General features: G+C 60.0%; 14 protein-coding genes. 5 read left to right on the top strand and 9 right to left on the bottom strand.

What is annotated here, in order from left to right; all coding sequences use genetic code 11:
• Window positions 1-58: 58 nt before the first annotated feature.
• The 7 genes from hfq to dusB all read right to left on the bottom strand — a co-directional run bounded on the left by hfq (window position 59) and on the right by dusB (window position 9286).
• Window positions 59-301, bottom strand: coding sequence for an RNA chaperone Hfq (gene hfq / locus BTE54_RS14600; RefSeq protein ID WP_003496145.1), 243 nt, complete (start codon window positions 299-301; stop codon window positions 59-61).
• A 184-nt stretch (window positions 302-485) separates the two neighbouring features.
• On the bottom strand, window positions 486-1862 hold the full coding sequence (trkA, locus tag BTE54_RS14595; protein ID WP_078052950.1) for a Trk system potassium transporter TrkA: 1377 nt from the start codon (window positions 1860-1862) through the stop codon (window positions 486-488).
• A 48-nt stretch (window positions 1863-1910) separates the two neighbouring features.
• Window positions 1911-3275 (bottom strand): sigma-54 dependent transcriptional regulator, encoded by a 1365-nt coding sequence (locus BTE54_RS14590; RefSeq protein WP_003521348.1) that lies wholly within the window; start codon window positions 3273-3275, stop codon window positions 1911-1913.
• Window positions 3265-5526, bottom strand: coding sequence for a PAS domain-containing sensor histidine kinase (locus BTE54_RS14585; protein ID WP_078052949.1), 2262 nt, complete (start codon window positions 5524-5526; stop codon window positions 3265-3267). The genes BTE54_RS14590 and BTE54_RS14585 overlap by 11 nt, the downstream gene beginning before the upstream one ends.
• 150 nt (window positions 5527-5676) lie before the next feature.
• Entirely contained in the window at window positions 5677-7128 is a 1452-nt protein-coding gene (gene ntrC, locus BTE54_RS14580) for a nitrogen regulation protein NR(I) (protein ID WP_035217434.1), read from the bottom strand.
• Complete coding sequence (locus BTE54_RS14575; protein ID WP_035264009.1) at window positions 7125-8273, bottom strand: nitrogen regulation protein NR(II); 1149 nt, start codon at window positions 8271-8273, stop codon at window positions 7125-7127. Before BTE54_RS14575 ends, ntrC begins: the two co-directional genes overlap by 4 nt.
• Entirely contained in the window at window positions 8270-9286 is a 1017-nt protein-coding gene (dusB, locus tag BTE54_RS14570) for a tRNA dihydrouridine synthase DusB (RefSeq protein ID WP_078052948.1), read from the bottom strand. The genes BTE54_RS14575 and dusB overlap by 4 nt, the downstream gene beginning before the upstream one ends.
• Window positions 9287-9562: 276 nt before the next feature.
• Between dusB and BTE54_RS14565 the strand changes: the two genes are divergently transcribed.
• Complete coding sequence (locus BTE54_RS14565; RefSeq protein WP_078052947.1) at window positions 9563-10750, top strand: bifunctional 2-C-methyl-D-erythritol 4-phosphate cytidylyltransferase/2-C-methyl-D-erythritol 2,4-cyclodiphosphate synthase; 1188 nt, start codon at window positions 9563-9565, stop codon at window positions 10748-10750.
• Window positions 10747-11256: a CinA family protein gene (locus BTE54_RS14560; protein ID WP_078052946.1), complete on the top strand. Its 510-nt coding sequence runs from the start codon at window positions 10747-10749 to the stop codon at window positions 11254-11256. The genes BTE54_RS14565 and BTE54_RS14560 overlap by 4 nt, the downstream gene beginning before the upstream one ends.
• Here BTE54_RS14560 and BTE54_RS14555 read toward each other — a convergent pair.
• Together BTE54_RS14555 and BTE54_RS14550 are read right to left on the bottom strand one after the other, a co-directional pair.
• Complete coding sequence (locus BTE54_RS14555) at window positions 11238-11693, bottom strand: type II toxin-antitoxin system RatA family toxin (RefSeq protein WP_065655387.1); 456 nt, start codon at window positions 11691-11693, stop codon at window positions 11238-11240. The two genes, BTE54_RS14560 and BTE54_RS14555, sit on opposite strands and share 19 nt — an antisense overlap.
• A gap of 9 nt (window positions 11694-11702) precedes the next feature.
• Window positions 11703-12272, bottom strand: a complete 570-nt coding sequence (locus BTE54_RS14550) for an AAA family ATPase (RefSeq protein ID WP_078052945.1) — start codon at window positions 12270-12272, stop codon at window positions 11703-11705.
• Window positions 12273-12511: 239 nt separating this feature from the next.
• Here BTE54_RS14550 and BTE54_RS25110 point away from each other — a divergent pair, with 239 nt between their 5' ends.
• The 3 genes from BTE54_RS25110 (at window position 12512) to BTE54_RS14535 (ending at window position 14575) form a co-directional block, all read left to right on the top strand.
• A complete protein-coding gene (locus BTE54_RS25110) occupies window positions 12512-12688 on the top strand; it encodes a hypothetical protein (protein WP_003496171.1) in 177 nt (58 codons plus the stop codon).
• Between the two features lie 128 nt (window positions 12689-12816).
• Window positions 12817-13551 carry an AraC family transcriptional regulator gene (locus BTE54_RS14540; RefSeq protein ID WP_078052943.1) on the top strand — a complete coding sequence of 245 codons (735 nt, stop codon included), beginning with the start codon at window positions 12817-12819 and terminating at the stop codon, window positions 13549-13551.
• Between the two features lie 94 nt (window positions 13552-13645).
• On the top strand, window positions 13646-14575 hold the full coding sequence (locus BTE54_RS14535) for a DMT family transporter (RefSeq protein WP_078052942.1): 930 nt from the start codon (window positions 13646-13648) through the stop codon (window positions 14573-14575).
• The last annotated feature ends 208 nt before the right edge of the window (window positions 14576-14783 follow it).

Below are 14783 nucleotides of genomic sequence, written 5' to 3'. Positions count from 1 at the left end.
ACGGGAAATGTTCCCGGTCCGGTTCAGTCTATGTCGAATATCCGTCGAGGAAGCCCGATCAGGCAGCGCCTTCTTCGCTTTCGAACATCTGCATCGGCTGGCCGGGCATGATGGTGGAGATCGCATGCTTGTAAACAAGCTGCGAATGACCGTCACGGCGCAGAAGCACGCAGAAATTGTCGAAGGAGGTGACAACGCCCGTCAGCTTGACGCCGTTGATCAGAAAAATCGTGAGCGAAATCTTTTGCTTACGAACGGTATTGAGGAAGAGATCCTGAAGGTTTTGAGAACGTTCCGCCATGGCGCCGCTTCTTTCTTTTTTGCCGGCAGGGATACCGGAAAATAATCAATCAATAATAAGCCGGCCGAGTCTTGTCCCCCGCTTGGCCGACCTCAAACTCTGGTATCAAATCGTGTTCCGTTCCGCAACGGTCAAAACAGCCGAATGAGTACGAGTATTGACCCACATTTTCAATTCGGGACAGTCAAAAATATTGTATCGAAACACGGAAAAGTTGTTCCACGTCGCGCACGGCATCGGCGGATGCAAACAGCACGACCCGGTCCTTCGCCTTGATTTTCGTGCTGCCATCCGGGCGGATCACCACGCCGTCGCGATAGATCGCCCCGATGCGCACGCCGTCGGGCATGTCGATGTCGCGGAAGGATTGGCCGACCAGCGGCGACGTCTCCAGCGCTTCCGCCTCGATCACCTCCGCCGAGCCGCGCTGGACGGCATAGACTGAGCGGATGCGGCCCTTGCGCACATGCTGAAGCACGCGGGAGATCGTCACGGCCCGAGGGTTGATATAGGCATCGAGCCCCAGAGAGCGGGCGACGTCGTGGAACGACGTACTGTTCAAAAGCGCCAGATTCGATTTGCAGCCGAGCTGCTTGGCAATCACCGCCGCCAGAATATTGGTCTGATCGTTATTGGTGAGCGTCACGATAAGATCGGCATCCTGAATATCGGCCTGCATCAGGATTTTCTGGTCGAGCGCCGAGCCGTGCATGACGATGGTGTGGCTTAACTGTTCGGATGCGGCAACCGCCCTGTCTCGGTCCGCCTCGATGATCTTCACCCGCGTTTTCGGCTGCATTTCCTCGATCTTGCGGGCGACGAAGTGGCCGATATTGCCGGCGCCGGCAATCACGATGCGCTGCGCTTCCTGCTCCTCATGGCCGAAAAGGCTTAAGGTGCGACGAGCGTGCTGGCGCTGGCAGATGACATAGGCAAGGTCGCCCACCCGCAACTGTTCCGAAGAATGCGCCACCTTGAGGACACCATCCCGATACACCCCCACCACCGTGGCGATGAGGTCTGGAAAGAGGCTGGAAAGCTGCTGCAGCGGCGTGTTGATGACCGGGCAATCCTCCATGCATTCGATGGCCAGCATGTAGATCGTGTCGTCGGCGAAACGCACCACATCCGTTGCGCCCGGAAAGGCGATGCGCCGGAGCACCATCTTGCCGACTTCGACTTCAGGCGAAATCGTCACGTCTATGGACATGTTCTCGCGGCTGAAGAGATCGGCATATTCCGGCTTCAGATAGCTCTGGTCGCGGATGCGGGCGATCTTGGTCGGCACACTGAACAGGGCATGCGCCACCTCGCAGGCGACGATATTGATCTCGTCATGCAAGGTCACGGCGATGATCATGTCGGCCTGGTCAGCGCCGGCCTTGGCCAGCATGTCGGGATGCGCGCCATGGCCGACATAACCGCGCACATCCAGCGTCTCGGTAATGGCGGTGATGAGCGGCGCGGCGGTATCGATCACCGATACTTCATTATCTTCCCGCGACAATTGTTCGGCGATGCCGTAACCCACCTGCCCTGCGCCGCAAATGATGACTTTCATGCTGTCTCTCTGACGGAATAATCGGTTACGGCGAAGCGCCTTCTTTCCTTATACGCCGAGAGATTTCAGTTTGCGATGCAGTGCAGACCGTTCCATGCCGACAAATTCCGCCGTTCGCGAAATATTGCCGCCGAAACGGTTGATCTGCGCCATCAGATAGTCGCGCTCGAACATTTCGCGGGCTTCGCGCAGCGGCAGGGTCATGATGTGCTGATCGCCCTGCGCCGAAATCTTCGGCAGCATGTCGCCAATATCCGACGGCAGCATGTCGGCCGAGATCGGCGCTTCGCCGCCCTCGGGACGGGCGAGAATCATCAACCGCTCGATATTGTTGCGCAGCTGGCGGATATTGCCCGGCCAGTCATGTGTCTGGAGAACGGCCATGGCGTCGTCGCCGATCTTGCGCGGACGGATGCCGGCCTGCTCGGAAATCTGGCGCATGAACATATCGACGAGGAAAGGAATATCCTCGCGCCGCTCGGAAAGCGCCGGCACCTTAACCGGCACCACGGCGAGGCGATGATAGAGATCTTCGCGGAACTGGCCTTCGGCAATCAGGCTTTCGAGGTGATGGGCGGTCGAGGAAATGATGCGCACATCCACCTTCACCCGCTTCCCGCCGCCAACGCGCTCGAACTGCTGATCGACCAGCACGCGCAGGATCTTGTTCTGCGTCTCGCGCGGCATTTCGCCGACTTCATCGAGATAAAGCACGCCGCGATGGGCTTCTTCCAGAGCACCCACCTTGCGCGGTTGTCCGGGAAGGCCCTCCGTGCCGAAAAGCGCGATTTCCATGCGGTCCGGCGTGATCGTCGCGGCATTGAGCGCCACGAAGGGTCCGCTCGCACGCGAGGACTTCTTGTGCACCATGCGCGCCACAAGTTCCTTGCCTGAACCGGAGGGGCCGAGGATCATGATGCGACTGTTGGTGGGTGCAACCCGGTCGATGGTCTGGCGAAGCTGCGACACCGCAAGCGATGCGCCGACGAGTTCAACCGCGTCACCGGTACGCTTCTTGAGTTCCTGAACCTCGCGCTTCAGCTTGGAGTTTTCCAACGCCCGCTCAGCGATCAGAATGAGGCGGTCAGCCTTGAACGGCTTCTCGATAAAGTCGAAAGCGCCGCGCTTGATGGCGTTGACAGCGGTTTCGATATTGCCGTGACCGGAAATCATGACCACCGGGATTTCGGGATGGCGGCTCTTGATCTCATCCAGCAGCGCCAGACCGTCGAGCTTCGAACCCTGCATCCAGATATCGAGAAAGATCAGACGCGGCACGCGCTCCGAAATGGCGGCCAGCGCGCTGTCGCTGTCGAACGCCATGCGGGTCTCGTGGCCCTCGTCGGAAAGAATGCCCGCTACGATTTCGCGAATGTCCGCCTCGTCATCCACGACCAGAATATCAGACGCCATATGCTGCTTCCTTGTTATTTTCGCCGCCGACCGCCTCGATATAGGGCAGCAGCACTCTGATCATGGCGCCGTGGCCGTGATCGAACTCCGGCGGGGCATCGTGGAGTTCCAGATACCCGCCATGCTCTTCGATGATTTTCTTGACGATGGCGAGGCCGAGGCCCGTGCCCTTGTCCCGCATCGTCATATAAGGTTCGAGAATGCGGTGACGGTTCTCGACGGGAAGGCCGCGGCCATTGTCGATGATGTCAGCCACGAAACGCGAATTGGCTTCGTCGAAAGCGGCGCGCACCAGAATTTTACCCGGCCGTTTTTCGCCTTCCACCGCCTCGATGGCTTCCGTCGCATTCTTGATGAGATTGCCGAAGGCCTGACCCAGCATGCGGGCATCGAACATGCCCTCCAGCGGAATCTCGCCCAGCTCCGTCGCAAACTTGGTATCGGCGGCGCTGATCTCGCGCAGGAACGCCGCATCCTTAAGGATCGCCCGCAGGTCCGACTTTTCCTTCGTCGGCTTAGGCATGCGCGCAAAGGCGGAGAATTCGTCCACCATCCGGCCGATATCGCCGACCTGCCGGACGATGGTGTCCGTACACTGGTCGAAGACGGCGCGGTCGCTCTCGTCGATCTGCTTGCCGAAACGACGCTTTATACGCTCGGCGGAAAGCTGGATCGGCGTCAGCGGGTTCTTGATTTCATGCGCAATGCGGCGCGCCACATCCGACCACGCCGTCGAACGCTGGGCGATGACGAGGTCGGTGATGTCGTCGAGGGTGATGACGTAGCTGTCACGGCTGTCGCGAGCGTCCTCGCGGGTCACCTGCACATTCAGCGTTCGTTCCTTGCCCCGCCGCATGATGTTGATCTGCTTGCGGAAATTGCCGCGTGACCAGGTATTGGCCTCGTTGACCACCTGTTCGATTTCGGGCGCAATTTCCGACAGTTGCGCGCCGATAAGCTGCTCGGATGTCTGCGCCAGGAATTCTTCGCCCGACGGATTGACGATGGTGATCCTGCGGTTCTCATCGACACCGATGACGGCGGCGGTAACGCCAGACAGCACGGCCTCGATGAAGCGGCGGCGATCATCAATATCGTCCTTGGCCTCGATGATCTGTTCCTGCTGGCTGCGCAGTTCGGAGACCATCTTGTTGAAGGTGCGCGACAGTCGCCCGACGTCGCCATCGACGGCGCGGACGGGAACCAGCACATGCATGTTGCCGGTGGCAACACTGTCTGCCGCACTGATGAGCAGACGGATAGGCCGCACGATACGGTCGGCCACCGCAATCGCCGTCCAGATGGCAGCGAGAAGCACGATCAGTGCGAAACCGAGATAGAGGATCGCAAAGGCGATCTGCAGCGGCGCGCGGCCTGCCTCCATCGCCTTGTATTCGGCGCGGTTCTCTTCCATCAGCCGCATCGCGCTCATCACCTTGGGATCGACGGCGCGCACCGTGTAAAGGAAGGTGCCGCTGATGCCTTCGAGCTTGATAATGGCACCGACGAGGTTGGTGATACCGGGTGGTATCAGCGTCGGCTGGCCGGCGGCCGCCTTTTCAAGCGCGTCATGCGGTATGGCGGGAAGCGGTTTTTCGGTCTTGATGTCGGCCTGAGCGACGGCGTCGCCGTCCTCCTGCACCAGAAACGCGCCGAGAAGGCCGCGCCCCTTGGCCTGACGGGTCATCAGATCGACGAAGCCAGTGCGATCCAGATAAAAGAGCGCACGGTTGCGGTCGAGGTCGGTTGCCATCGACAGGGTCTGCCCCTGAAGATAACCGGCATTCTCCATCATATAGGCCTGGGCGATATTGCTCGATGAATCGACGATCGACTGCGTGCGCAGCGAAAACCAGCGGTCTAGACCGACATTCAGCGTCAGACTGGCGAAGATGGCGACGAGCACGGCGGGCGTAATCGCCACGATGGAGAAAAGCACGACGATGCGGACATGCAGACGCGCAGCCGCCCTTCCCTTTTTACGCGCTTTCAGCAGGCGGTTGATTTCGCGCCCGATGAGGAAGATCAGGCCGATCACGAAGATCGAATTGATGACGACGGAGGCGATGACGACGTTCGATGTCGGCGCGATTGGCGTGACACCCAGAAGCACGAACAGGGTGAGGATGGCGCAAACGAGAGCGACGCCGGCGAGCACCAGCCCCGGCAAAGCGAAAGACATCCTGCGATCGGCAACCACCATGCCCGCTGCTTCATCGGCAACGGCGTTTTCGGCGGCGGGTTTCCGCATGCACTACTCCCAATCGCTGGCCAGCCAGCACCACATTTATGAAGTCAGGTAAGACGCGCCTCAGATCGGCGAATCTCTTTCCTTCCTAGTGTTTTTCAAGCAACACAATGTGGCGAAAGTGCAACGACAAATGCGACCTTGTCAACATTCTCAGCTTGGGCGGGAGCTGCGATAAACGGAAACGCCAAGCTCGCGGATTTTCTTGCGCAGCGTATTGCGGTTCAGGCCGAGAAGATCGGCGGCCTTGATCTGGTTGCCGCGTGTCGCAGTCAAAGCCGCGAGAATCAGTGGATATTCGAGTTCGCGCAGAACGCGGTCGTAAAGGCCGGGCGGCGGCAGGCCATCGCCGAAACTGGCGAAATAATCCCGCATATTTTCTTCCACCGCCTGCGAAATCGTGAGCGACCCCGTGCGGACCGCCATCTTGTCGAGCGGGCTGTCGGGAACATCCGATTGCAATTCCTGCTCGATGATCTCGCGGGTGATGACTTCCTGCGGGTAAAGCGCCATCAGGCGGCGAATCAGGTTTTCCAGCTCGCGCACGTTGCCCGGCCAGGCATAGGCCTTCATGACCTCCAGCGCCTCGCTCTCGAAACGCTTGCCTTCCAGACCTTCCTTTTCGCCCTGCTGGATGAAGTGGCGCACCAGATCGGGAATATCCTCGGCGCGGTCCCGCAGCGGCGGTAGCCGCAGCGGAACGACGTTCAGGCGATAATAGAGGTCTTCGCGGAAAAGGCCCTGATTGATCGACTGCTTCAGGTCCTTGTTGGTCGCAGCAACGATGCGGACATCCGTGCGGATCGGCGTACGGCCGCCCACCGTCGTATATTCGCCCTGCTGCAATACGCGCAGCAGCCGTGTCTGGGCGTCCATCGGCATGTCACCGATTTCATCGAGGAACAGCGTGCCGCCCTCGGCCTGTTCGAAACGGCCGGTGGAGCGGTTCTGCGCGCCGGTGAAGGCGCCCTTCTCATGGCCGAAGAGTTCGGATTCGATCAGGTCGCGCGGGATTGCGGCCATGTTGATGGCGACGAAGGGACCGTTGCGGCGCTTGCCGTAATCATGCAGAGCGCGCGCCACCAGCTCCTTGCCGGTGCCGGATTCACCGGTGATCATCAGCGTCAGGTCGGTCTGCATCAGGCGGGCGAGCACGCGGTAGATTTCCTGCATCGCCGCCGAACGGCCGACGAGCGGCATGCCGTCCTGCATGTCGTCATCGAGCTTCGCCGGCTTGCGCTTCGGTTCCGACAGGGCGCGGCCGATGATGGCGATCAGTTCCGTCAGGTCGAAGGGCTTCGGCAGATAGTCGTAAGCGCCTTTTTCCGAGGCCTTGATGGCCGTCATGAAGGTGTTCTGCGCACTCATGACCAGAACCGGCAGGTCCGGGCGGGCCTTTTTGATGCGCGGCAGCAGGTCGAAGGCGTTTTCATCCGGCATGACGACATCGGTTACGACAAGATCGCCCTCACCCGCCGAAACCCAGCGCCAGAGCGTGGCGGCATTGGAGGTGATGCGCACGTCGTAACCGGCGCGGCTCAGCGCCTGGTTCAGCACCGTGCGGATTGCGGCATCATCATCGGCGACGAGGATCGTAGCTGTCATTGGTCATTTCCTGTCGTGTTCGGCAAAGAGCGGTCGTCGAGCGCCACTTCCGGCGAGACGGGCATCAATACGCGGAAAGTCGTGCGGTGGTTCTGGCTGTCGCATTCCACAATGCCGCCATGCGCGCCGATCAGCTTGGCGACAAGCGCCAGCCCGAGGCCCGAACCATTCGTCTTGGTGGTGATGAAGGGATCGAAAAGATGCGGCAAAAGATCGGCCGGAACGCCTGGGCCATTGTCATGAACGCAGAATTCGAGCGGCAGCGAGATGCGCTCGCGGCTGCCGGCGACCGAAAGCCGCATGCCGGGGCGATAGGCGGTGGTAAGGATGATCTCGCCGTCCGGCTGGTTGCCCACGGCTTCCGCCGCATTCTTCACCAGATTGAGAAAGACCTGCACCAGCTGGTCGCGATTGGCATAAACAGGCGGCAACGAGGGGTCGTAGTTTTCCGAAATCTTGATATTGCGGGCAAAACCGGCCTTGGCGATGGCCTTCACATGATCGAGCACGGAATGGATGTTGACCGGCACGCGATCCACCGGCCGCTCGTCGGAAAACACCTCCATACGGTCGACCAGCGAGACGATGCGGTCGGTCTCGTCGCAGATCAGCCGCGTCAGCGCCCGGTCTTCATCGGCAACCGACGTCTCCAGCAACTGGGCAGCGCCGCGAATGCCGGACAGCGGGTTCTTGATCTCATGGGCAAGCATGGAGGCAAGGCCGGTAACGGAGCGCGCTGCCGCCCGGTGGGTCAATTGCCGATCGATCTTGTCGGCCATCGACCTTTCCTGGAAGACGACGACCACCGATCCCGGTTCGCTGACAACGGGCGCGACATAAAGATCGACCAGCTTGTCCTGACCAAGACGCGGCGAACTCAGATCGACGCGATATTCGTTGACCGGCGCGCGGCGCTCCCGCACCTGATCGATCAGTGCGAGCAACGGGCTGCCGAAGGGAATGAAGGTGGAAACGCGGTAGCGCGCGAGATGGGAGGCGCTCGCCCCGAAAAAGGCTTCGGCTTCCCAGTTGGCGAAGGCGATGAAACCTTCGGCATCCACCAGAATAACCGGGTTCTGCACCGCGTTCAGAACCGCCATGGCAAGCGGGTTTGCATCTGCCGGGCTGTGTTTGTCAGCGCTCATGCGGCCTTCCTTGCGGCGTCTTCGCCCGCATTTTCGCTAAGGGCGGAGCGCAGCAGATCCGCCACTTCCGCCGTGTCACGCGATGTCATGATTTCAGCCTTGTCAGTCGTGGCGATCTCTGGCGCGAAACGGTCGAGATACCAGCCGAGGTGTTTGCGAGCATGCCGGAGACCGGCTTCCCTTCCATAAAATTCCAGCATCATCTCGTAATGTTCGATGGCGATGGCGGGAATATCGCTGCGGTGCGGCGCTGAATGTCCGGCAAGCACCGCCGGCAGCCATGGCTGCCCCTGCGCGCCGCGACCGACCATGACGGCATCCGCACCCGAACGGCGCAGGATTTCGCGCGCATCTCCGGCCGTTTCAACGTCGCCATTGGCGATCAGCGGCACGGAAATCACCTCACGCACGGCGCGGATGGCATCCCAGTCCGCCCGTCCCTCGTAAAACTGCATGCGAGTGCGACCGTGAATGGTGATGAGTTGAACGCCCGCGGCTTCGGCACGGCGGGCGATCTCCGGCGCATTGATGGTGTTCTCGTCCCAGCCGAGCCGCATCTTCAGCGTCACAGGCACGTTGACTGCATTGACCGTTGCCTCAATGAGCGAGAGTGCATGATCCGGATCGCGCATCAAAGCCGAGCCAGAATAACCACCCGTCACCTTCTTGGCTGGACAGCCCATATTGATGTCGATGATGCCAGCGCCATTGTCGGCCGCGATCTTGGCTGCCTCGGCCATGAAATGCGCCTCGCGTCCTGCGAGCTGCACCATATGCGGAACCATGCCGGCATTTTTCAGCCGCGCCCAGGATTCGCCTCGGTTGGCGACGAGCTCACGGCTTGCCACCATTTCCGTAACGACAAGGCCCGCGCCATAACGCCAGGCAAGCTGCCGGAACGGCAGATCCGTCACGCCCGACATGGGCGCCAGCACGGCACGATTACGGATCGTGACTGAGCCGATGCTGAACGGTTCTGACAACTCCGGAAGATGCAATTGATGATCTTTCATGCAGAAGGGTTATTTGCATTATTTTTAGACAGTGTTTGTGCAGTTGCCAAGCACTTTTAGAGGGTTGCACCTTTTATTTGCTGGGCGACTGCCTGCCTGTTTTGCTGTCGGCAGCAATTTGTGCAGGTTCAAAGGCGCAATGACGCTCGATCCTGCGACATGCAGGGGCGAATGCGCGTCTTATCGGGCTGGCCATCCGGGTTTTGAAACGCTAGAGCAGGACTGTCAACCGCTAAGGGTTGCGCGCAAAGCATAAGACCAATGCAGGAAAGTACCATGAAACTCGGTATCGTCATCGTCGCCGCCGGACGCGGAGAAAGAGCGGGCTCTCCCGAGGAAGGGCCGAAACAATATCGCCCTATCGGAGGCAGGGCCGTGATCGAGCATACATTGTCGACCTTCCTCGACTGGAATCATGCCTCCCCCATCGTGATCGTCAGCCATGCAGACGATGCGGAACTACTGTCGCCGATCATCCAGCGGCTTGATGCCGGCGAGCGGATCGTTACCGTCACGGGCGGCGCAACACGCCAGCAATCGGTGCTTGCCGGGCTGGAAGCGCTCTCTTCGGAAGAGCTGACGCATGTGATGATCCATGATGCCGTGCGGCCTTTCGTTCCCGTGGACATGCTGGAACAGATCGTCGCCCTGCACCGGGCCGGCGCCAGCGGCGTTCTGCCTGCCCTCTCCGTCACCGACACGCTGAAGCGCGGCTCGGATGGTCGCGTCGTGGAAACGGTTTCCCGGCAGGGGCTTTATGCCGCGCAGACACCGCAGAGTTTCGGCTACGGCGATATTCTCGCCGCGCACCGCGCCGCTGCCGCCTCCGGAAAGTCCGATTTTACCGATGATGCTTCGATTGCCGAATGGGCGGGACTGACGGTGACTCTGACCGAAGGTTCGGTCGACAATGTAAAACTCACTCTCAAGCGGGATATCGCCATGGCCGATGAAAAGCTCTCCCACGGATTGCCGGACGTGCGCACCGGCAATGGTTACGACGTGCATCAGCTGGAAGCCGGCGACGGCGTGACGTTGTGCGGCGTCTTCATCGAACACGACCAGAGATTGAAAGGTCATTCGGATGCCGATGTGGCTTTGCATGCGCTGACGGATGCGCTGCTCGCCACCTGTGGCGCCGGCGATATCGGCGATCACTTCCCGCCTTCCGATCCGCAATGGAAGGGAGCGGCCTCGCGCATCTTCCTCGAACATGCGGCCAAAGTGGTTCGCGACAATGGCGGCACGATCATGAATGCCGATGTCTCGCTGATTGCGGAAGCGCCGCGTATTGGCCCGCATCGGCAAGCCATGCGCGAAGCACTGTCGGACATGCTGGGCATCGCGCTGGAGCGCTGCTCGGTCAAGGCGACGACCAATGAGACCATCGGTTTCGTCGGCCGCCGGGAAGGCATCGCTGCAATCGCCACCGCTACGGTCGTCTACAGGGGCAGACCTTTATGAGCCTTTTTCCCGCTGACATAGAAGAGCTGGCGCGGCGGATCATTGCCGATTTCACCGCGCATGGTTTCATGGTCTCGACCGCGGAAAGCTGCACGGGCGGCCTGATCGCCGGTGCCCTGACGGAGATTGCCGGCTCCTCCGCTGTCGTTGACCGTGGTTTTGTCACCTATACCAATGAAGCCAAGATGGACATGCTGGGCGTTGGCTCCGAGACGCTGGCGAATTTCGGCGCGGTATCCCGACAGACAGCGCTGCAGATGGCGCATGGTGCCCTCTTCCGTTCCCGCGCGGATTTCGCCGTGGCGGTAACTGGCATCGCTGGTCCGGGTGGCGGTTCCGCCGACAAGCCGGTGGGGCTGGTGCATCTGGCCGCCCATGCGCGCGGCGGTAAAATCCTGCATCGGGAAATGCGTTACGGCGAGATCGGCCGCACCGAAATCCGGCTTGCTACGGTGAGGACGGCGCTCCAGATGCTGATAGCCCTCAATCAGGCCGGGTCCGTATAAATTTTATCGGCACGCGTCTCGAAGGCTTCCGCGAACATGCGAAAGGCCCGGTCGAACATCGACCCCATGACCGCGCCGAGCAGACGGTTCTTGAATTCATAATCGATGAAAAAATGAATGGCTGAGCCGCCCTCGTCGGCAGGCTCGAAACGCCAGCGATTGTCGAGATATTTAAACGGTCCGTCGATATATTTCACGTCGATGGCGCGCTCGGCCGGGTTCAGCAGCACCTGCGTGGTGAAGGTTTCGCGAATGGCCTTGTAACCCACCGTCATATCCGCCACCAGCAGCACCTTGCCATCGCGCTCCTTGCGCGAACGGACGGTGAGCGCCTCGCAAAGGGGCAGAAACTGCGGATATTTCTCCACATCGGCGACGAGGTCGTACATGCGGTCGGGCGAGTGTTTGACGTGGCGATGCGTTTCGAACTGTGGCATGAGCGGCAGTTAATCCTCGATACGCAGAAGATCAAGAAGGCGGCGAAACTGTTTTCGGCTTTTCAGCTGGAATACCGGCACATCAGGACCATAAAGCGCGAAATTCTGCTCGAAAATCGAGGCATGGCGGCGTTCGAAATTCCAGATATAGCGCAGGAAATCGATGTCTATCCTTTCGGGACACCCCTCCGCCATTTCCGGGCGGGCCTTGCCATAACCCTTGATCGCCCGGCTGACGGCGCCCCACAGGCAGAGCCAGCGCGGCATGCGCACCCACAAAACGATGTGGGATCGCGGCAGCCGTATATCGAACGACGACGGATTGCTGCCGTCCATCAGCCAGCGTTCCTCGGTAATGATGGTGGCTATCCTCTGTCGCTGCTCCTCGCGCGGGCGCGCCTGCCAGCCGGGCAGCCAGAAAACATCGCGATCCATGGAGATGTAGCGAAGTCCGAAATTGCGCGCGAGCTTCTGCGAAAGCGTCGTCTTGCCGCCGCCGGAGCAGCCCACGACCATGATTCGCTGCGCCCCGGCGATGATCGCAGCCGCATCTTCCACCCTGTGAAGATAGTTTGGCATTTCAGAAACCTCATCTGACTGCTGGATTTTTCTGCCATCACCCCGCAGCGATATCTTCGCCGTGCATGACAGTTACGGAAAATTGACTATTGTAACCCCGTCGCAGGGATTGCTATTTATTTGCGACTAATATTACACCCATTGGATGCAACGGCGCTGGAAGCTCCCGATTTCACCCAGCGTATTCATCCTTGGGTTCAGACCCGACATATAACCGCTTTGAGCCACTGAGTGAGCCGATGGACGATTTTTCCAACATCATCAACCTTCTCGAATCCGCCAAGCAACTCGCATCGATGAACGGCATGCCGGTGCTTGCCTATCTGATCGACGTCGCGAAATGCGAGGCGAGAGAGAACAAGCCGGTTCTGCGCAAGCGCAAACGCGGCGAATCGACCGCCAAGGAAGACTGTTAATTGCCGGCGCGCAGAGCCGACCGATAATGCCGACTGGCCCAATCTTCAAGACGATGTCATAATCAAACAATGAAACTGGCCGCTTTTTCGAGGCGGCCATTTCTTTGCACAATGGAAACGACAGCGTCATGACAGCCGCATCCGCCGATATCAGAACCTATAGGGAAGAAAGACCGAAGGAACGGCATGGCTTCGTTCAGATCGTTCTTCCGGTTTCCGGGCGTCTGCTGATCGATGTGGCGGGACGGCAGGACGAATTGTCGGCCGGACGCGGCGTGTTCATCCATCGCGATGCGCCGCATACGCAGGAAGCGACGGCAAGCAACCACTCGCTGGTGGTCGATATCGATGAAGGCGCCCTTCCCGAGCAAACGCTCGAGAAATTCGCCCATTCGCCGTTTCTCGATATCGCGCAGGATACGCGCCAACTGATCGCCTATATGCGCGGTGTCATCGGAACAGAAGGGCGACGCGACGATATTGCCGGCCTGTGGGCGCCGCTCCTGATCGACAGCCTTGCCAATGAGAAAGCCGACATTCGCCAACGCCTGCGCAGGGTTGTTGCACTTATCAGGGCGGAACCGTTCTTCCCCTGGACCATCGAGATGCTCGCCTCCTGCGTGACGATCAGCGACAGCCGCCTGCATGCGCTGTTTCTCGAGGAATTCGGCCTTCCGCCTCACCGCTGGCTGGCCGGGCTGCGCTTGGACAAGGTCTGCGCATTGCTCAGCAATTCCACCCTGCCGATTGCAGAGATCGCCTTGCGGGCCGGTTTTTCCGACCAGACTGCACTGACGCGCGCCATGCGCAATGCAGTGGGTGAAACGCCCGCAGCCTACCGTCGGACCTACGGCATTCATTGAAACCACCGGCACATCCGGTCAGGAGTTTTTGTCAAGACAGCCGCAAAGGGCTGTGGCACATCGCAGGCAAATGTGAATGCGGATGTGACATGACATGAACAGAACAGGTCTCGGTGTTTTTTTCGGCATGCTGGCGGGTGCGCTTTGGGGTGGGATTTTTCTCGCTCCCAAACTCGTGCCGGATTTTTCCGCCCTGCAACTCTCGACGGCGCGTTATCTCACCTATGGGCTGATTTCCCTCATCATCATCGGGCCGCGCCTGAAACGCGTGTCGGCGCATTTTGGCGCGCGGGAGTGGATAGCACTCGGCTGGCTGAGCATGATCGGCAATATCGCCTATTATGTCTTCATATCGACGGCAGTGAAATTGAGCGGGGTCGCCTTCACCTCCATCATCATCGGTTTCCTGCCGGTCGCCGTCACCATCATCGGCAGCCGCGATCACGGGGCGGTGTCGCTGAAGCGGCTGTGGCCGTCGCTCGCCTTCGGCGCGATGGGGATTATCGGCATTTCCTGGCAGTCGCTGACGGAAAACGATGCGGGGCTCGATGTCTCTCGCGTCATCGGGCTGGCCTGTGCGCTCGGTGCGCTGGCGTCTTGGACAGCCTTTGCCGTCGGTAACGCCCGCTGGCTCTCCCGCCTTCACGATGTCAGCGCCGACGACTGGAACATGATGACCGGCGTGGTGACCGGCGGGCTTGCGCTGCTGCTTGCTATCCCGGCCTTTGGCTTTGGCGGCGAAAGCCATAGTTCGGGCGACTGGCTGCATTTTGTGGCTGTTGCAGCCGGGCTGGGTTTCACCGCTTCCATTCTCGGCAATGCCTTATGGAACCGCATGAGCCGCCTTCTGCCGCTCACCATGGTCGGGCAGATGATCCTGTTCGAAACGCTGTTTGCGCTGCTTTACGGTTTTCTCTGGGAAGGGCGTGGCCCGACACTGATTGAGGTCGTGGCAATATGTGCGGTGGTGCTGAGCGTCGTGCTGTGCATGCGGGCGCATCGGCCGGAGAGGGTTGTGGTGTGATCGGTTGAAGGCCGGGAACAGGCGGCGGAGCCATTTCACAAGCCTCGCCTCCTACTCACGTCATCCTCGGGCCCGAGGATCCAACCACGTATCGTACAATCGATAGTCTGCAGATGCTCGGGACAAGCCCACTACTGTCCGGTTTAAATTTGCGGCCATTGGAAGGCCATCTGGATTTGGTTTCTGGGTTTGTCTGGTGGCGGGTCGA

The organism is Agrobacterium sp. YIC 4121 (assembly GCF_002008205.1).
In the GTDB taxonomy this organism is placed as follows: Bacteria; Pseudomonadota; Alphaproteobacteria; order Rhizobiales; family Rhizobiaceae; genus Agrobacterium; species Agrobacterium leguminum.
The sequence above is the reverse complement of the archived record's forward strand: the minus strand, read 5'-3'. Positions and strand labels throughout refer to the sequence as shown.